The 18454-nt window shown below is 70.3% G+C and carries 18 protein-coding genes; 12 read left to right on the forward strand and 6 right to left on the reverse strand.

All coding sequences use genetic code 11. The annotated features are described in order from the left end of the window. The first annotated feature begins 87 nt into the window (after positions 1-87). On the forward strand, positions 88-822 hold the full coding sequence (locus DJ017_RS04880; RefSeq protein WP_111527653.1) for a CoA transferase subunit A: 735 nt from the start codon (positions 88-90) through the stop codon (positions 820-822). Between the two features lies 1 nt (position 823). Continuing rightward, complete coding sequence (locus DJ017_RS04885) at positions 824-1480, forward strand: 3-oxoacid CoA-transferase subunit B (protein WP_111527654.1); 657 nt, start codon at positions 824-826, stop codon at positions 1478-1480. Here the strand turns inward: DJ017_RS04885 and DJ017_RS04890 are convergent. Continuing rightward, positions 1466-2110, reverse strand: a complete 645-nt coding sequence (locus DJ017_RS04890) for an NrsF family protein (RefSeq protein ID WP_111527655.1) — start codon at positions 2108-2110, stop codon at positions 1466-1468. The genes DJ017_RS04885 and DJ017_RS04890 overlap by 15 nt on opposite strands. Next, on the reverse strand, positions 2097-2612 hold the full coding sequence (locus DJ017_RS04895; protein ID WP_264371478.1) for a sigma-70 family RNA polymerase sigma factor: 516 nt from the start codon (positions 2610-2612) through the stop codon (positions 2097-2099). Before DJ017_RS04895 ends, DJ017_RS04890 begins: the two co-directional genes overlap by 14 nt. Before the next feature lie 197 nt (positions 2613-2809). Here DJ017_RS04895 and DJ017_RS04900 point away from each other — a divergent pair, with 197 nt between their 5' ends. From DJ017_RS04900 to msrA, 5 genes are read left to right on the forward strand one after another with little or no spacing between them, the layout of a single operon-like run. Further along, a complete protein-coding gene (locus DJ017_RS04900; RefSeq protein WP_111527656.1) occupies positions 2810-3103 on the forward strand; it encodes a BufA1 family periplasmic bufferin-type metallophore in 294 nt (97 codons plus the stop codon). Positions 3104-3146: 43 nt separating this feature from the next. Next, positions 3147-3989 (forward strand): MNIO family bufferin maturase, encoded by an 843-nt coding sequence (gene bufB, locus DJ017_RS04905; protein WP_111527657.1) that lies wholly within the window; start codon positions 3147-3149, stop codon positions 3987-3989. Beyond that, positions 3982-4743 (forward strand): HvfC/BufC N-terminal domain-containing protein, encoded by a 762-nt coding sequence (locus DJ017_RS04910; RefSeq protein ID WP_111527658.1) that lies wholly within the window; start codon positions 3982-3984, stop codon positions 4741-4743. Before bufB ends, DJ017_RS04910 begins: the two co-directional genes overlap by 8 nt. A 27-nt stretch (positions 4744-4770) precedes the next feature. Beyond that, the gene (locus tag DJ017_RS04915) at positions 4771-5232 is read left to right on the forward strand and encodes a DoxX family protein (RefSeq protein WP_111527659.1); all 462 of its coding nucleotides are present in this window, start codon (positions 4771-4773) and stop codon (positions 5230-5232) included. Between the two features lie 47 nt (positions 5233-5279). Then, the gene (gene msrA / locus DJ017_RS04920) at positions 5280-5858 is read left to right on the forward strand and encodes a peptide-methionine (S)-S-oxide reductase MsrA (RefSeq protein ID WP_111527660.1); all 579 of its coding nucleotides are present in this window, start codon (positions 5280-5282) and stop codon (positions 5856-5858) included. On the opposite strand, the gene DJ017_RS04925 is transcribed toward msrA, so the two are convergent. After that, complete coding sequence (locus DJ017_RS04925; protein ID WP_227000025.1) at positions 5801-7336, reverse strand: ArnT family glycosyltransferase; 1536 nt, start codon at positions 7334-7336, stop codon at positions 5801-5803. The genes msrA and DJ017_RS04925 overlap by 58 nt on opposite strands. 267 nt (positions 7337-7603) lie before the next feature. Here DJ017_RS04925 and DJ017_RS04930 point away from each other — a divergent pair, with 267 nt between their 5' ends. From DJ017_RS04930 to aguB, 3 genes are all read left to right on the forward strand, one after another. Beyond that, the gene (locus tag DJ017_RS04930; RefSeq protein WP_227000026.1) at positions 7604-11005 is read left to right on the forward strand and encodes a TonB-dependent receptor; all 3402 of its coding nucleotides are present in this window, start codon (positions 7604-7606) and stop codon (positions 11003-11005) included. Between the two features lie 150 nt (positions 11006-11155). Next, on the forward strand, positions 11156-12160 hold the full coding sequence (locus DJ017_RS04935; protein WP_111529976.1) for an agmatine deiminase family protein: 1005 nt from the start codon (positions 11156-11158) through the stop codon (positions 12158-12160). Continuing rightward, on the forward strand, positions 12160-13038 hold the full coding sequence (gene aguB, locus DJ017_RS04940) for an N-carbamoylputrescine amidase (RefSeq protein ID WP_111527663.1): 879 nt from the start codon (positions 12160-12162) through the stop codon (positions 13036-13038). The genes DJ017_RS04935 and aguB overlap by 1 nt, the downstream gene beginning before the upstream one ends. Before the next feature lie 4 nt (positions 13039-13042). Here the strand turns inward: aguB and DJ017_RS04945 are convergent, their stop codons facing one another. Both DJ017_RS04945 and DJ017_RS04950 read right to left on the reverse strand, forming a co-directional pair. Next, on the reverse strand, positions 13043-13861 hold the full coding sequence (locus DJ017_RS04945) for an acid phosphatase (RefSeq protein WP_111527664.1): 819 nt from the start codon (positions 13859-13861) through the stop codon (positions 13043-13045). A gap of 8 nt (positions 13862-13869) precedes the next feature. Then, positions 13870-14754: a MaoC/PaaZ C-terminal domain-containing protein gene (locus DJ017_RS04950; RefSeq protein WP_111527665.1), complete on the reverse strand. Its 885-nt coding sequence runs from the start codon at positions 14752-14754 to the stop codon at positions 13870-13872. A 209-nt stretch (positions 14755-14963) separates the two neighbouring features. Here DJ017_RS04950 and DJ017_RS04955 point away from each other — a divergent pair, with 209 nt between their 5' ends. Further along, positions 14964-15758: a SapC family protein gene (locus DJ017_RS04955; protein WP_111527666.1), complete on the forward strand. Its 795-nt coding sequence runs from the start codon at positions 14964-14966 to the stop codon at positions 15756-15758. 12 nt (positions 15759-15770) lie between these two features. On the opposite strand, the gene DJ017_RS04960 is transcribed toward DJ017_RS04955, so the two are convergent. Next, a complete protein-coding gene (locus DJ017_RS04960) occupies positions 15771-16163 on the reverse strand; it encodes a hotdog family protein (RefSeq protein WP_111527667.1) in 393 nt (130 codons plus the stop codon). 138 nt (positions 16164-16301) lie between these two features. On the opposite strand from DJ017_RS04960, the gene DJ017_RS04965 reads away from it, so the two are divergent. Beyond that, positions 16302-18437 (forward strand): protein-disulfide reductase DsbD family protein, encoded by a 2136-nt coding sequence (locus DJ017_RS04965; protein WP_111527668.1) that lies wholly within the window; start codon positions 16302-16304, stop codon positions 18435-18437. Positions 18438-18454 lie beyond the last annotated feature (17 nt).

Below are 18454 nucleotides of genomic sequence, written 5' to 3' on the forward strand. Positions count from 1 at the left end.
GGTTTTTCGGCTCGCCAAATCTCATCAGATGATGAAATAAAGCCGCGACCGGTTCTCAACCCCTCGTTTCGAGCGTAACTAACCGCCATGGCGAACAAGGTGCAGACGAACGCCGAGGAGGCCCTGGCGGGCTTGCTCTTCGACGGCATGACCATCATGGCCGGGGGCTTCGGGCTCTGCGGCATCCCGGAGAACCTGATCGCGGCGATCCGCGCCTCGGGGGTGAAGGAGCTGACGGTCGTCTCCAACAACTGCGGGGTCGACGACTTCGGGCTCGGCATCCTGCTGGCCGGCGGCCAGATCAAGAAGATGATCTCGAGCTACGTCGGCGAGAACAAGCTGTTCGAGAAGCTCTACCTCTCGGGCGAGCTGGAGCTGGAGTTCAATCCGCAGGGCACACTCGCCGAGCGGATCCGGGCCGGCGGCGCGGGCATCCCGGCCTTCTTCACCAAGACCGGTGTCGGCACCCTGGTCGCCGAGGGCAAGGAGACCCGCGAGTTCGACGGCGAAACCTATGTGATGGAGCGGGGCCTCGTGGCCGACCTCTCCATCGTCAAGGCGTGGAAGGGCGATGCCGAGGGCAACCTCGTCTATCGAAAGACCGCCCGGAACTTCAATCCGATGATGGCCACCGCCGGCAAGGCGACGGTGGTCGAGGTGGAGGAGCTGGTGGAGGTCGGATCGCTCGACCCGGACCACATCCACACGCCGGGCATCTATGTCGACCGCATCCTGAAGGGGCCCGTGTTCGAGAAGCGCATCGAGCGAGTGACGACCCGGCCCAAGGAAGCGGTGGGCGCCGCGGCGGGAGAGGAAGTCTAAGATGGCATGGACCCGTGAAGAGATGGCCGCCCGCGCCGCCCGCGAGCTGCAGGACGGCTTCTACGTGAACCTCGGCATCGGCATCCCGACGCTGGTGGCCAACTACATCCCCGCCGGGATGAGCGTCACCCTGCAGAGCGAGAACGGCATGCTCGGCATGGGCCCCTTCCCCTACGAGGGCGAGGCCGATCCGGACCTGATCAACGCCGGCAAGCAGACCATCACCGAGCTGGCGAGCTCGTCCTATTTCAGCTCGGCCGACAGCTTCGCCATGATCCGCGGCGGCCACATCAACCTGTCCATCCTGGGCGCCATGCAGGTGACGCCCACCGGCGACCTCGCCAACTGGATGGTGCCCGGCAAGATGGTGAAGGGCATGGGCGGGGCCATGGACCTCGTCGCCGGCGTGCGCCGCGTCGTCGTGGTCATGGAGCACACCGAGAAGTCGGGCGCGCCGAAGATCGTCAAGCAATGCTCCCTGCCGCTGACCGGCAAGGGCGTGGTCGACCTGGTGGTCACCGACCTCGGCGTCTTCGAGGTGAACCGCGGTAAGAGCCCGCTGACGCTGCTCGAGCTGGCGCCCGGCGTCAGCCTCGACGAGGTGAAGGCCAAGACCGAGCCGGCCCTCGAGGTCGCGAAGAGCCTAGCGCCAGCGTAGGGCGAAGCGGCCGAGCGCCGCGCCGACGGCCGTGGTGAGGATCGCGCCGGCCGAATACCAGGTGGCGATGAACGCGGGCTCGGTCTCCGGGCAGTGCAGGCAGTAGACCGCCATGGCCGTGCCGCCGGCGAAGAGGCCGCAGGCCGCGCCGGCCAGCGCCAGCCGGGTGGGGGCGAGGCCGCGGGCGACGAACAGGCTGGCCAGCAGCAGCGGCCCCGACAGCGCCAGGATGTTGTAGGGGCAGTGCCGCCAGGACTGGCCGAGCCAGACCGACATGCGGTCTTCCGGCGCGGTGGTCACGAGCTGGGCCGCACCGAGCACGACCAGCAGGGCGAAGGCCGCGAGGGCGAGGCCGATCCCGCGCCGCCCCGAGCCGGCCGGCCGCGACAGCCGCTCGACGGCCACGAAGCCGGCCATGGCGAGGACGAGGCCATAGGTCATCTTCAGCCACCAGTGGGCGGTGCGGACGGCCTGCGCGAGGTCCGGCCGCATGTGCAGCCAGTTGAGCAGCAGGACGAAGGCGCCCGCCGCCCCGAAGACCAGGGCGACGGCGAAGCGCCGGCCGACGGCGGCGCGGCGCACCGGGGCGACGTCGAGCGCCAGACGATCGATCAACTCATCCGTCTGCACGGCCCACCTTCATCGTCAGCGCCTTGAGCGCCCTGTGCAGCGAGACCTTGGCGGCGCCTTCGCTCATGCCCTGTTTCGCACCGGCCTCGGCCAGGCTGAGGCCCTCGATCTTGACGTCGCGGATCAGGCCCTGCTGGCGTTCCGGCAGGCTGGCCAGGAGACGGTCGAGATCGGCCGCAGCGTCGGCGGCCTCCTGGTCGCCCTCGGCCCAGAGGCCGTCGGCCACGTCGTCGAGCGCCACGTGCGGGCGGCGGCTGCGGCGACGCCAGAAGTCGATCAGCTTGTAGCGCGCGATCGCGTGCGTCCAGGCCGTGAAGGGCTGGGCGGGATCGTAGGTCACGCGGCGCGTGTGCATGGCGATCAGCGTCTCCTGCACCAGGTCGTCGACGTCGACGGCGAGGTCCCCTGAGAGCCGGCGCGCGAAGTAGGCCGTGAGCCTCTTCTGCAACTGGACCAGGAGCGCCCGCCAGGCCGCGGCGTCGCCGTCCTGGGCGCGAAGCATCAGCATCTTCAGCCTGAGTTCGAGACCGGCCTCCAAAGCTCGCTCCAACTGGATGAATTCGCCCCGCCGAAGCGGAAGGTTACAGCCCAAATCGCAAAATAAAAAATCCGAAAAACGCTGTAACGCGCCAAACCTCGGCCGCGAACTAGCCCTCGAACCCGCCGCCCTGGCGGGCCGAAAACTCGAGGAGCTACCACATGAACAAGACCCAGACCGCCTTCGCCGCCGCCACCCTGCTCGCGCTGGTGGGCGGCGCGGCCATGGCCGCCGAGAACAACATGGCGTCGGGCAAGATGGCTCCGGCCGCCACCGAGAAGTGCTTCGGCGTCGCCAAGGCCGGGCAGAACGACTGCAAGGCCGGCCCCGGCACCACCTGCGCCGGCACCTCCAAGACCGACTACGCCGGCAACGCCTTCAAGGAAGTGGCGAAGGGCACCTGCGTCACCATCAAGACGCCGAAGGGCATGGGCTCGCTGTCCCCCAAGGCCTAAGCCCGCGCACCCCTGAGGACCTCCCCCCGAAGGGACCTTCGCCATGAACCACAGCCTCACCGCAGGCGTCAGCCTCAAGCCCCAGTATGTCGCCCCCGCCCTCGCGGCGGATGCGGCGGGGCTGTGGTTCGAAGTCCATCCCGAGAACTACATGGCCGAGGGCGGGCGCCGGCTCGCCGCCCTGGCCGCGGTGGCCGAGCGCTGGCCCGTGTCGCTGCACGGCGTCGGCCTGTCGCTGGCCGCCGATGAGGCGCCCGACCGCGCGCATCTCGCCGCGCTCCGCCGGCTGATCGACCGCTTCGAGCCGGCGCTGGTCTCCGAACACCTCGCCTGGTCGACGCGGCGCGGCGCCTATGCGCCCGACCTGCTGCCGTTTCCCCGCACCGCCGGGGCGCTGGCGCGCATCGCCGACAACATCGGCCGGATGCAGGATGCGCTGGGCCGCCGCGTGCTGATCGAGAACCCGGCGCTCTACGCCTCGCTCGCCGGCCACGCGTTCACCGAGACGGGCTTCCTCTACGAACTCGTGCGCCGCACCGGCTGCGGGCTGCTGGTGGACGTGAACAACGTCTTCGTCAGCGCCCACAACCTCGCCTATTCGGCCGAGGCCTATGTGGACGCCCTGCCGGCCGAGGCGATCGGCGAGATCCACCTGGCCGGTCACACCTTGGACGACCGCATCGCCGGGGGCCTGCTGATCGACAGCCACGACGCGGCGGTGAGCGAGCCAGTGTGGCGGCTCTATGAGCGCCTGATCGCACGGATCGGGCCGCGCCCGACCCTGATCGAGCGCGACGACAACCTGCCCGACTTCACGGTGCTGATGGCCGAGCGCGACCGCGCGCACGGCCTCCTGACCGGCGCGCGGGAACTCGCCGATGCGTGAGCTGTCGGCCTTCCAGGACGCCTTTTCCGAGGCCCTCGCCGGCGACATCGCGCCGCTGGCGCCGTGGCTGCGCGGCGCCGACGGCGAGGCGCGGGTCTCGGTCTATCGCAACACCGTGGCCAAGGGCTGCGCCGACGCTCTCGCCGCCCAGTTCCCTACCGTCGAGCGGGTGGTGGGCGAGGCCTGGATGCGCCAGGCCGGCGTGATCTTCGCCCGCGCCCATCCGCCGAGCCGGCCGAGCCTGCATGCCTACGGCGAGGCCTTCCCCGACTGGCTGGCGGGCTTTGCCCCGGCGCGGGAGATGCCGTTCCTGCCCGACCTGGCGCGCATCGACTGGGCGTGGACCTGCGCCGAGTTCGCCGCCGATGCGCGGCCGCTCGCGCCGGCGGCGCTGGCCGACCTCGCGGCGGAGGACTTCGCGTCACACAGGGCCGAGCCGCATCCGGCGGCGGGCGCCCTGTGGTTCGACTGCGCCATCCCGTCCCTGTGGCGCGCGCTCCAGGGCGAGGCGGCGCCGGACGGCGCCGATCTCGAGGCCGAGCCGCAAGGCCTGCTGCTCACCCGCCCGAGTTTCGAGGTGGAGACGCGGGTTCTTGGCCGCGGCGCCGTCGCCTTCTTCGCCGCCTGCCGTCAGGGCGCGAGCCTCGCGCTCGCCGCCGAGGCGGCGCTGGAGGCCCAACCCGACCTGCCGCTCGCGACGACCTTCGCCGAGCTGATCGCCGCCGGCGCCTTTTCGCGCCTCCTGCCCCTCTGACCTCCCGCCCTCTGAACGGAGACTGCCATGACCGCCGCCGCCCTCGCGCCGCGACCCGCCGCCAATCCCTACCGCCTTGTCGCCGAGACGCTGACACGCCGCGTGCCGGAGAGCGCCATCGGCTTGGTCACCCGCCTCGGCGTGGCCGGCGTGTTCTTCCTGTCGGGCCGCTCGAAGGTCGACGGCTTCCTGCACATCACCGACGGGACCTACACCCTGTTCCGCGAGGACTATCGGGTGCCGCTCGTGCCGCCGGAGATCGCGGCGCACATGGCGACCTATTCGGAGCACCTGTTCTCGATCCTGCTGGTGCTGGGCCTGTTCACCCGGGTCTCGGCCCTGGCCTTCCTCGGCATGACCACGGTGATTGAGGTGTTCGTCTACCCGGACGCCTGGCCGACCCACCTCTCCTGGGCAGCGCTGCTGCTCTACCTCATCGCCCGCGGCGGCGGCGCGCTCAGCCTCGACCGCGCGCTGAAGCTGGATTAGCGGGCCGCGAGCGCCCATTCTCGAACCACAGGACACGGAGCGTGCGCATGAACACCCGTCTCTTCGCGGCGAGCGCCGCGGCGGCCCTCGTCTGCGCAAACGCGGCGCCGGCGGCCGCAGCGCTGAAGACCGCGGTCTTCGCCGGCGGCTGCTTCTGGTCGGCCGAGCACGACATCGAGGGGACGCCGGGCGTCGCCAAGGTGGTGGTGGGCTATGCGGGCGGCGCGCGGCCCAACCCCAGCTACCAGAACCACGAGGGCTACCTCGAGGCGATCCAGGTCACCTACGACCCGGCGAAGATCAGCTACCCAGCCCTGGTGGACGCCTTCTTCCACCACATCGACCCGACCGACGCCGGCGGCCAGATCTGCGACCGCGGACCGACCTACCGCACGGCGGTGTTCGTCGCCGACGCCGGCGAGCGCCAGGCGGCCGAGGCGGTCAAGGCGAAGGTGGCCAAGACCCTGCGCCATTCGGTGGCGACGGAGATCCGGCCCGCCGCCCGGTTCTGGGTCGGCGAGGACTACCACCAGGACTTCGCCCACAAGAATCCGGCGCGCTACAACGCCTATCGGGTCGGCTGCGGGCGGGATGCGGTGCTGAGGACCGTCTGGGGCGGCCGCTGAAGCGGGATGCCGGTCTTCGGATCGCGCGGCGCGGGGCGGAAGCCCTGCCCGATGAACATGACGAGCTTGCGCTTGTGCTTGCGGTCCAGCCAGACGCTGTCGATCTCGCGGCCGAGCACGCGTGAGAAGTCACCGGTCATCTCGTCGATGAGCCAGCCCTCGTAGGAGACGGCCAGGACGCGCACGCCGTCCTTCTCGTTCAGCGGGGCGTTGGATTCTGCCTGGTTGGCCGGCTTGCCGGTGCGCAGCCAATAGGTGAGCGGCGGGGCGCCCGGCTGGCCGAAGTAGTCGCGGCCGTAATAGGCGAGGGCGTAGTAGAGGAAGCGGTTGTTGACCGCGACGGCGGAGAGGCCGGCGTCCTCCTCGACGCGGGCGCGTTCGGTGACCAGGCGCGCGCTCGCCGCCCAGCCGCGGACGCGCTTGAGGCTGTTGGAGCCGCCGGTGGCGTCGGCCACCCTGGGATCGACCAGGGCCAGCAGGACATAGGCGGCGAGCAGGGCCTGGATGGCGATCGCCGCCGTCAGCCAGCGGCGCGCCCGCCAGCGGGTCAGCCAGGCGGCGACCAGCACCGCGCCCGGCAGGTAGCTCGCCCCCGACCAGTTGGCGTTGGCCCGCGACAGGATCGCCTGGACGCTGACGATGGCGAGGGGCGGCAGGATGAAGCACAGCAGAAGGAGGTCCTCGCGCGCCATCGCCTTGCGGCGCGCGGCGAGCACGAGGCCGGCGATCAGGACGCCGAACGGGATCGGCCCGAAGACGCCGAACTGGGTGGCGAGGAAGCTGGCCAGGCCCCTCGGATTGAACATCGAGCCGCCGCCCCAGTCAGCGTTGGCGGCGGTGTGGTGCAGGGTGGCGAAGCCGTGGTGGGCGTTCCAGACGACGTTGGGCGCCAGGAAGGCGGCGAAGACGGCGGCGGCGAGGACGGCGGCGGCCGGCGACCAGGCGCGGCGCGCCTCGCGGCTGAGGATCAGGTGCAGGGCAAGGCCGATGACCGCATAGACGGCGGCGTACTTCGACAGGAAGGCGAGGCCCAGGGCCGCCCCGAACCCGGCGGCCAGAGCCAGGCGCCGGCCGCCCGTCGCCGGCTGCAGGTGCACGTAGGCGAGGATGCTGAGGCCGAGGAAGAAGAGCAGAGGCGCATCGGTGGCGACGACGATACCGGAGAGCTGGACGGCCGGCATCAGGGCGTAGAGGGCGGCGGCGGCCAGCGCCGCCGGCCCGCCGTAGAGCTTGCGGGCGATGGCGAAGACCGCGAGCGTGGCGCCGCCCTGGAACAGCGGGGCCGAAAGGCGCACCAGGGCCTCGGCGTCGCCGAGGTGGGTGGTGGCCCAGATCGCCCAGGCCACCATCGGCGGCTTGGAGTAGTAGCCGAAGTCGAGGGTGCGCGACCAAAGCCAGTACTGGGCCTCGTCGGGATAGAGCTCGAGCGGGGTGCGGAAGAGGGCGACGAGGCGGGCGAGCGTCAGGCCCGCCGTCAACAGAATCGCCGCGCTCCAATCCGACGCTTCGGGGCTGCGAATGCTCGGGGCGCGCGCCATGGACCTTCCTTACCGTGAGTTGCGGAACCTAAGGCCGCGCCGCCTCCTGTAAAGGCGCCGGCGCCACAGTTGGCGACAAGCTGCGCATCGACGCCGCACCGTAGCAAAAGCGTCACCCACGTCCGGATTTTCCACGCTATAGGGGCATCAGGATTCGGGCTCTGCCGGGGGTGGCGGGCCCGATGGGTCGATGAAGGGGGTTTCTCCATGATTTCTATGAAGCGGCTCGCCGCTGGCGCCGCCGTGTCGGCGCTCATGTGTGCGGCGGCCAGTGCGGCCTATGCGCAGGAAACGACGTCGGCGGTGCACGGCGTCGTGACGTCCGGCGGCGCGCCCGTCGAAGGCGCCTCGGTTCAACTGCTGCACACGCCGTCCGGCACGCGCCTGACCACGGCGAGCGGCGCCGGCGGCGCGTTCGATGCGCGCGGCCTGCGCGTCGGCGGTCCGTACACCATCACCGTCACCACCAAGGGCGCGCCGCCCCGGGTGATGCGGAACATCTTCCTCGAAGTGGGCAAGACCACCGACGTCGACATCGACGTCACCGGCGCCAACGAGGTCGAGGAACTCGTCGTCACCGCCGCCGGCGTGAAGGACACCGAGCAGGGCCCGAAGACGGTCCTCAACCGCGTGCAGATCCAGGAAGTGGTGAGCGTCAACCGCGACCCGCGCGACCTGGCCCGCCGCGACATCCTGGTGGCCCAGGACCTCAACGCCGGCGCCCGCATCGGCGTCAACTCGGGCGGCGTCTCGATCGCCGGCTCCAACCCCCGCTACAACCGCATCGCCGTCGACGGCGTGTCGGCCCAGGACCAGTTCGGCCTCAACCAGGGCGGCATGACCACCGCCCGCGGCCCGGTGACGCTGGACGCGGTCGACCAGTTCGCGGTGGCCGCAGTGCCGACCGACGTCGAGAACGGCGACTTCGTGGGCGGCGCGCTGAACCTCGTGCTGCGCTCGGGCACCAACAACTTCCACGGCGTGCTGTTCGACAACTATCTGAACGACGGCCTGGTCGGGAAGCAGACCGAAAGCACCAAGGTCAAGCAGTCGATCACCCAGCGGAACTACGGCGGCTTCCTCTCCGGCCCGATCTGGAAGGACCACCTGTTCTTCGCGGTGTCGTACGAGAACTACGAGACCACCGAGACGGCGCAGTTCGGCGTCCAGGGGTCCGGCGCGCCGAACATCTTCCTGAACAACGGCACGCAGGCGACGGTCGACAGCGTCGTCAACACCTACAACACCAAGTACGCCAGCAAGTACAACCTCGGCGGCATCGCCCGCACGAGCCCGGTGCTGGACAAGAAGTACTCGGCCAAGCTCGACTGGAACATCAACGATCGTCACCGCGCGAGCTTCACCTATCGCTACGCGGAATCTTCGAACGTCCTGCGCCCGAACATTGGCCAGACGACCATCCAGCTCGATTCGCAGAACTACACCCGCTACGACTCGGACGAGGCCTACACCCTCGAGCTGCACTCGAACTGGACCGACCGGTTCTCGACCTTCTTCAAGGCCACGAGCCGCGAATACGTCGACATGCAGACGCCGCCGAGCGGCCAGAACTACGCCGACGTGCGGGTCTGCACCGCGCCGACCTCCGACGCGACGCCGACCAGCTGCCAGACCGGCTTCGATCAGGTGAACTTCGGCCCTGACCAGTTCCGCCACGCCAACGCCCTCGGCGAGAAGGAGCTGCGCTTCCAGTTCACCGGCAACTATTCGCTGCCGCCGCACCTCTTCAAGTTCGGCGCCCAGGCCCGTCGCGCCAACCCGGCAGACCTGTTCGTGCCGCAGTCGCACGGCATCTACTACTTCGACTCCCTGGCCGACTTCACCGCCGGCAAGGCGAGCGAGCTGCAGTACCAGAACGCGGTCACCGGCAACCCCGCCGACGCCGGCTTCAACACCACCTACTGGACCTACTCGGTCTTCGCCCAGGACACGCTGGACGTGACCGACAACCTGAAGGTCGCGGCGGGCGTCCGGGTCGACACCTACGACTATCCGGACAAGCCGATCGTGAACCCGAACTTCCTGTCGAAGTACGGCTTCTCCAACTCGACGACGATCGACGGCCAGACCATCGTCATGCCGCGCCTGTCGGCGGAGTGGAAGGTCAGCCCCGACCTGAAGATCAACGCCGGCCTCGGCCTGTTCTCGGGCGGCGCCCCGGACGTGCTCACCGGCACGCCGTTCTACAACACCGGCTACACCACCACCCAGGTGGACATCCGCCGGAGCAGCGCGGGCTTCTCGGACGCCTTCAACACCCCGGGCTTCACCCAGGCCATCGGCTCGGCCGCCCTGGACAACCTGACCTCCGACTCCAACTTCGGCTATCAGATCCCGAACGTGGTGCGTCAGCTCCAGCAGGGCACTCTGATCGCCGGCGGCACGCCGACCATCAACCCGCTGGGCTCGGTGATCGCGCTGTCGCCGACGTTCCAGCTGCCGGCCCAATGGAAGGTCTTCCTGTCGGGCGACTGGCACCTGCCGGGCGACTGGAACCTGAACGCCGACTTCGTCGGCATGAAGGTGCAGCACGACTTCACCTTCTATGACCTGCGCGCCCAGCGCCTGGTGATCAACGGCGTCCAGCAGTACCTGCCGGACGGCCGGATCCGCTACGACGGCCTCGGCGCTATCGCCGGCAAGCAGTCGAACAACGGCGCCGCGGCGCCCGGCGGCAACGACATCATCGAGGGCTCGAGCGACAAGGGCTACTCCTACACCGCCGGCTTCACTCTCTCGAAGTCGTGGGATTGGGGTGGCGACCTGGCCATCGGCTACGCCCATCAGAAGATGCGCGATCTGACCGCCGGCCTGTTCTTCGGCACCACCGCCGGCTCGCTCTACGGCAGCGTTCCGGCCGGCATGGACCCGAACCGCGACTACCTCGGGCGCTCGGTCTACGAGATCCCGAACCGCTACAAGCTCGAGTTCGGCTACCACCACAAGTTCTTCGGCGACAGCGAGACCCGCATCAACCTGTTCGCCGAGCAGCAGGACGGCCGTCCCTACGGCTTCTCCATGGGTGACGTGGCCAGCGGCCGCAGCCAGGTGTTCGGGGTGACCCGCAACGCCCAGGCGCTCTACGTGCCGAACATGTCGGCGCCGGACGCGACCAACCCGCTGAAGTACGGCTTCGTGACCTTCGCCACGGCGAACGACGCGGCGCTGTTCAAGAGCTACGTGCAGAAGTTCAACCTGCCGCAGGGCCAGCTCCTGGAGAAGTACTCCAAGGACAACGCCCCGGTGGCGCGTCTCGACCTGTCGGTCAGCCAGGAACTGCCGAGCCCGATCCAGGGTCACAAGTTCCGGGTCCAGGCCGACGTCCGCAACGTGCTGAACCTGCTCAACAACAAGTGGGGCCGCGTCTCGGAGTGGGTCGACAACTCCGGCACCGGCGCCATCCAGCTGGCGCGCGCGGTCTGCACCGACGCGGCGGGCAACGCTACGACGACCACCTCGTCGACCCTGTCGACGAACCCGGTCTGCGCCGGCTACCGCTACTCGAACGTGCCGACCTCGGTGACCAAGCAGGTCAACTCCCTGCTGTCGCTGTGGTACGCGCAGATCAGCTTCCGCTACGAGTTCTGATCGTTCCGACGATCGGAGAGAGACGGAGGGCGGCCCGGCCACGGGCCGCCCTTTTTCGTGGGGGCCTGTGGTCCTGGCGGGCCGAAGGCCATGCTTGACGTGGCCGCCGATGGCGCCCATCTGCGCGCGTCCTTCGCGAGAGAGGTCTGGATGAACGTCGTCGTCCCGCCGGAGTGGGCCCCGCACCGGGCCATGTGGCTCGGTTTCCCGAGCCATGCGGAGCTGTGGCAGGAGGACCTCGAGGCCGCTCAGGAAGAGGTCGCCGCCCTGGCGCGCGCCCTCGCCGGCCCCGGCGGCGAGCGGGTCATGCTGATGACCGGCCATCCGGACGGGGAGGCCGCAGCCCGCGAGATGCTGGGTGACGTCGACGGGATCGAGATCGTGCCCGGCGCCTTCGGCGACATCTGGCTGCGCGACACCGGCCCGATCTTCGCCAAGCGCCGCGAGGAGACCGTGGCCATGGGCTTCCGCTTCAACGGCTGGGGCGGCAAGTACGACCTCGAGCACGACGACACCGTCGCCGAGCAGATCGCCAAGGCGTCCAGCGCGCGGCTGGTGCGCCACGACTTCATCCTGGAAGGCGGCGCCGTCGACCACGACGGCGAGGGCACGGTGCTGACCACCACCCAGTGCCTGCTCAACCCCAACCGCAACACCGGCTGGAGCGCCGGCGACGCCGAGGCCGCCCTCGGCGGGGCGCTGGGCGCGACCAAGACGCTGTGGCTGGGCGATGGCCTGCTCAACGACCACACCGACGGGCACGTGGACAATCTGGCGCGGTTCGTGGCGCCCGGCGTCGTCGCCTGCCCGATCGCCTGGGGGCGCGGCGACCCGAACGCCGAGGTCTACGACGCCACCGCCCGCAAGCTCTCGGAGATGACCGACGGGGCGGGCCGCAAGCTGACGGTGGCGCGCATCCCCTCGCCCGGCTTCGTGGAAGGCGAGGGCGGCCGCCCCGTCCCGGCCTCGCACATGAACTTCCTGATCGCCAACAAGGCGGTCATCGTGCCCGTGTACGAAGAGCAGCCGGCCGAGTTCGCGGTGCAGGCGCTGGAGCACCTGTTCCCCGGCCGCGAGGTCATCGCCCTGCCGTCGATCGCGATCCTGACCGGCGGCGGCTCGTTCCACTGCATCACCCAGCAGGAGCCCGCCTGATGGCGCGAACCGTCAACGTCGCGGCGATCCAGTCCTCCTACGGGAGCGACATGGCCGCCAACATCAAGAAGACCGAGGGCTTCATCCGCCAGGCGGCCGGCGAGGGGGCGCAGGTGGTGCTGCCCTCCGAGCTGTTCCAGGGCCCCTATTTCTGCGTCGCCCAGGAGGAGCGCTGGTTCGGCGAGGCCTATCCCTGGCGCGAGCATCCGTGCGTCACCGCCCTGGCGCCGCTGGCCGGTGAGCTGGGCGTGGTCATCCCGATCTCGATCTTCGAGCGGGAGGGGCCGCACTACTTCAACAGCGTGGTCATTGCCGACGCCGACGGCAGCCTCGCCGGGGTCTATCGCAAGAGCCACATCCCCGACGGCCCGGGCTATATGGAGAAGTACTACTTCCGGCCGGGCGACACCGGCTTCCGCGTCTGGCCGACGCGCTTCGGACGGCTGGGCGTCGGCATCTGCTGGGACCAGTGGTACCCCGAGTGCGCCCGGGCCATGACCCTGATGGGCGCGGAGATCCTGTTCTATCCGACCGCCATCGGCTCGGAGCCGCACGACACCACCCTCGACACCGCCGCGCCGTGGCGGCGGGCGATGCAGGGCCATGCGGTGTCGAACGTGATCCCGGTGGTCGGCGCCAACCGCACGGGCTTCGAGCCCTGGGACAACTATCCGAACGGCGGCCAGCAGTTCTACGGCTCGAGCTTCATCGCCGACCACCGCGGCGACCTCGTGGCGGCCTTCGGACGCGAGGACGAGGGCGTGCTGTCGGCCGAGTTCGACCTCGACTTCCTGGCCACCCACCGCGCCGCCTGGGGCTTCTTCCGCGACCGGCGGACGGACCTCTACGGCCTCCTGGCGCAGCCGCGGCCGGCGTGAGGCGTCACGGGGCCGCACGGCCCCCGGCGGGCGCGTAGTCGCAGCGCAGCGGGGCCTTGCGGTCGCGGGCGAGTTCGGCCCGGGCGGCGGCGAGGTCCTTGCGGAACTGTGGCTCCGAATGCAGGCGCGCCACCATGGCCGCGCCGAGCTTGCGCCCCGCCTCCACGTCGGACTGGTAGTGCACGCCGCAGATCACCCGGCTGTCGCCGATCGCCGAGCCCGCCGCCATCAGCGGCCCGGTCTTGGCCGGCTCGATCTCGCTCAGCACCAGGGCCCAGGCCCAGCCGGCCATGGCGTGGCCGGAGGGATAGGAGGCGTTGGTCTTCATCCAGTCCTCGCGCGGCACGCAGACCGGCCGGTCGTCGCCGATCAGCGGGCGGATGCGGCCGTAGTGGTCCTTGGGCGGGGTGCCGACCGTGCGCACGTCGAGCTCGATGCGCTGGAGCATGCGATAGGTGACGGGCGTCGCCTTGGCGTCGATCCGCACGCCCAGGGCGCAGCCGTAGCGCTCCACCGCGCCGCCCTTCCAAAGGTCGTTGTCGCGGACCGCCTCCGACCAGCGCGGCGATCCGGCCTCGGCGCGGGTGGCGAGGTAGATCTGCCGGTCGGCCTGGCCGCGCGGGGACTCCGGCGCCGGCGGCGGGCCGATCACCGCCTCGCCGTCGATGTCGTCGCTCTTCAGGTAGCCGGTCAGGTGGCCCGCGACGGGCGGGCCCGACGGGGTCTTCGAAGGCCCGTGGGCCGGAAGGGCCTGGGCGAGGCCGGCGCCGGCGGCGATCGCCGCAGCCAGCACCGCGCCGGTAAGCAGGTACTTGAAGGTCAAAGCGGCTCCTAACTGCGCAGAACGGTCTTGCCGTTCTTGATGACGGTGGCGCCCCGGTCGAGCACGCGCGCCTCGAAGGAGATCACGTCGCCGTCCTTCCACATGTCGACGGTGATGGTGTCGCCCGGGAAGACGGGGGCGGAGAAGCGCACCTGGTGGCTGAGGATGCGGGTGGGGTCGTAGTCGCAGAACTCCTGGAGCACGGCGCGGCAGGTGATGCCGTAGGTGCACAGGCCATGCAGGATGGGCCGTGGGAAGCCGGCCTTGCGGGCGACGTCCGGATCGGAGTGCAGCGGGTTGCGGTCGCCGTTCAGTCGATAGACCAGCGCCTGGTCGGGCCGGGTGTCGAAGGGCACGGAGAGGTCCGGCTTGCGCGTCGGCACCTCGTGCGGCTCGGGCGCGCCGTCGCTCGGACCGCCGAAGCCGCCGTCGCCGCGGGCGAAGGTGGAGCCGGTGAGGGTGGCGACCTTCTCGCCCTTCTCGTCGGTCCACACGGTCTCATTGACGACCACCGCGCCCTTGTCCTTGCCCTTGTCGAAGGCGCCGGTCGTGCGGCTGGTGGCGGTGAAGGTCCCGAAGGCGGGCAGGGGCTTGTGCAGCTCCACCTTCTGCTCGCCGTGGACGACCATGAGATAGTTGAGCTGGCTGACCCGCAGGCCGGGCCGCTGCTCCGTCTGGGCGGCCGAGCGTCGGCCCATGCCGGCGGCCAGCACGGTGGCGGCGGTGGGCACCACCTTGAGGTCCTTCTCATAGACGAACGGCAGCTCGCGCTCGTCCATCGGGTCGCGGCCCATGCCGATGCCGAGGGCGTAGAGCATCACGTCCTTGTCACCATAGGTGAAGGTGCGCGGCTCGGTCTTCTGCTCGAGGATGTCGGGGTAATAGATCGGCATGAAATTTCCTCCGGGAATATGGGGCGCTGCAAGAATTCGAGGCCTTGTTCTGGGCCTTCTCACTTATGGTTGCGATTGAAGCCTCGAACCCGGTTCGCGGCAAGCGGCGAGCCGCCTCAATTGCCGCCTCCGCCCCGTTGGGCTAGAAGCGGCGACCTCGCGTGGGGGTGAGCGCACCGGCCCATGCTTCTCGATCTCGAAGGCTTCGGATGACCACCACCACCGCTCCCGCCAACAGCCCCGTCACCGGCAACGTCCTGTTCTACAAGCAGCCGGAGCCCCTGGCCCCCGAGCTGCACGGCAAGCTGGGCGTGAAGCAGAGCGACCGGCCGTTCAAGTTCGCCCGCGAGGGCCACGCCGTGCCGCTCACCGTGGGCGAGTTCCCGCTGGCCGCCGTCTCCGGCCCGATCATCTTCGTCGGCGAGGAGAAGACGCCGATCGCCGTCATGGGCCTGAACTCGGGTCAGAACATGTTCGTCGACGAGAGCGGCGTGTTCGAGCCGGGCGTCTACATCCCCGCCTACATCCGCCGCTATCCGTTCGTGTTCGCGCAGGACGACTCGGCCCAGCAGATGGTGCTGTGCATCGACCGCCAGGCCGACTTCATCGTCGAGGGCGGCGACATGGCGTTCTTCGAGAAGGACGGCGAGCCGAGCGACTACACCAAGCGCTGCATGGAGTTCTGCCAGAACTTCGAGCAGGAGCGTCAGCGCACCCTCTCCTTCGTCGAGCTGCTCAAGGAGCTCGACCTCTTCGAGGTGAAGGTCGCCAACTTCACGCCGGTCAATCCGGACGGCAGCCAGGGCGCGCCGCAGAAGATCGCGGAGTACTTCGGCGTCTCGGAAGAGAAGCTCAACAAGCTGCCGGCCGAGAAGCTCGTCGAGCTGCGCGACAACGGCGCGCTCGGCCAGATCTACGCCCACCTGGTGTCGCTGGTCGGCTGGGACCGCCTGGTGGCCCTGGCCATGGCCCGCTCGGCCCAGCCAGCCGCCGCGAACGCCTAAGGGGCCGCGCCCCTATCGCTGGAACACCCCGCGGGTGAGGCAGGAGAAGACCAGCCGGCCGGCCTCGTCCAAGAGGTCGTGCTGGCAGATCACGATGCCCTTGTCCTCGCCCACGGGATCCTTGGCCATGACGGTCATGCGGCCGCGCAGCAGCTCGCCGGGCGGCGGATTGCGCATCCAGCGCAGCGCGTCGACGCCGAGCCGCTTGGTCTGCGGCCAATCGGTGTGAGCCACCGCGTCGAGCTTGGCCCAGATGGCGTAGACCATGGCGTCCGGGGCCCCGCGGTCGAGCGTCCAGCCGGGGGTGAAGGCGGAGATGAAGGTCGCCAGCGCGTCGGGGTCCACGGCCATGGCGCCAAGCGGCACAACCTGGCCGATCTCGATATCGTCGAAGCGGGCGGGCACTGGATCAGTCTCCGAAGGACGAACGCGACTCTCTCATGATGGCCGCGCGCCGGGCGCGAGGCGAGCCTTGCTTTGCGTCACGGCATGGGACGGGCCATATAGCCCTCATCTTCGGGGGTTCGGCGGAACGAGGTCTGGATGCGCTGGCTTGCTGCCCTGCTGACGGCCGTGATGGCGCATCTGGCCGTGGCGAGCGCCGCCCAGGCCGACGCCGTCAACACGGGCCACCTGAGCGCCGAGCTCGTGCCCGAGGCGCAGGGGATCGCGCCAGGCCAGACGATCCACGTCGCTCTGCGCCAGAAGATCCAGCCGGGCTGGCACACCTACTGGCGCAACGCCGGCGACAGCGGCGAGCCGACGCGGCTTACCTGGACCCTGCCGGCCGGCTGGAAGGCGGGCGAGTTCATCTGGCCGACGCCGAAGCGCCTGCCGGTCGGGCCGCTGGTCAACTACGGTTACGAGGACGAGGTGCTGCTGCCCGTGCCGGTGAGCGCGCCGGCCGACGCCCGGCCGGGCGAGCGGGTGACTCTGAAGGCCGCGGCCGCCTTCCTGGTCTGCAAGGAGATCTGCGTGCCCGAGGACGCGGCGCTGCAGATCACCCTGCCGGTGACGCCCGCCGCCGCGCCCCTCGATCCCAAATGGGGCCGGCCCATCGAGGCGAGCGTCGCCGCGGCGCCGAAGCCGGCGGGCCTGGCGGCCGTGTTCGAGAAGACCGCCAAGGGCCTCGTCCTGGCGGTCACCGGCGGCCCGCTGAAGGGCGCCGATCTCCACGACGCCTATTTCTATCCCTACGACTCCACCGTCATCGACCATGCCAAGCCGCAGGCGGCCGAGCGCGGGCCCGACGGGCTGACCCTGACCCTGACGCCGGGCTACGCCTTCCAGGGCGCGAGCCCGCCCAAGAGCCTGGCGGGCGTCCTGGCGGTGGACGACGCGGCCTACGAGATCACCGCCGGGCCCGGCGCACCGCCGGCCGGCGCGGCGGGCCTGGGTCCGCCTGCGGCGCGGGGCAAGGGCGGCGGCGCGGACTTCGGCCTCGTCTCGGCGGCGGTCTTCGCCTTCCTGGGCGGGCTGATCCTCAACCTGATGCCCTGCGTCTTCCCGGTGCTGGCCATGAAGGCCGCCTCGCTGGCCGGCCACGGCGGCCGCGAGGAGGCCCAGGCGCGCCGGCACGGACTCGCCTTCGGCGTGGGGGTGCTGGTCACCTTCATGGGCCTCGCGGGCCTGCTGATCGGGCTGAAGGCGGCGGGCTCGGCGATCGGCTGGGGCTTCCAGTTGCAGTCGCCGCCGGTGGTGGCCGTGCTGGCGCTCCTGATGCTGGCCATCGCTCTCGACCTTTCCGGCGTCTTTGAGGTGGGAACCTCGCTGCAGGGCCTCGGCGCGGGGCTCGCCAGCCGCGGCGGCCTGATCGGCGACGTCTTCACCGGCGCCCTGGCGGTGGTGGTGGCCGCGCCCTGCACGGCGCCCTTCATGGGCACGGCGATCGGCTGGGCCCTGACTCAGTCGCCGGCCGCCGGGCTCGCGGTGTTCCTGGCCCTGGGCGTGGGCTTTGCCTTGCCGTTCGTGCTGGTGACCTTCTGGCCGGGGCTGCTGACGCGCCTGCCGAAGCCCGGGCCGTGGATGGACGTGTTCCGCAAAGCCCTGGCTTTTCCGATGTACGGCGCGGCCGCTTGGCTGGCGTGGGTGCTGACGCTGCAGGCCGGCGCCTCGGCCCTGGCGCGCATCCTGATCGCCGCCATCGTGCTGGGGCTGGCGGCCTGGCTCGCCGGCCTGGCGCAGCGAAGCGCCGCGGCCGGACGGCGTCCTCTCACCACCGGCGGGGCCGCGGCGCTGCTGGCCCTGGCCGCGGTGGCGGCGGTGATCTGGCCGGCCTACGCCGAGACGCCGATGGCGGACGGCGCGGGGGCGAAGACCGCCGAGGCCGCGTCGGAGCCCTACAGCCCCGAGCGGCTGGCGGCGCTGAGGGCCGAGGGCAAGCCGGTGTTCGTCAACTACACAGCCGCCTGGTGCGTGAGCTGTCAGGTGAACGACCGGGTGGTGCTCTCCACCGCGCCGGTGGTGAAGGCCATGAAGGCCAACGGGATCAGCTACCTCAAGGCCGACTGGACCAAGCGCGACCCGGTGATCGCCGGCGAGCTCGCCCGCTTCGGCCGGGCCGGGGTGCCGCTCTATCTGGTCTATGGCGCCAACGGCGGCGAGCCGGCTATCCTGCCGGCGATCCTGACCCAGGGCATGGTCATCAAGGCCTTGGAGACCGCCGCCCGAAAATCCTGACAGGGGCCCTCTGGCGA

Source organism: Phenylobacterium soli (assembly GCF_003254475.1).
In the GTDB taxonomy this organism is placed as follows: domain Bacteria; phylum Pseudomonadota; class Alphaproteobacteria; order Caulobacterales; family Caulobacteraceae; genus Phenylobacterium; species Phenylobacterium soli.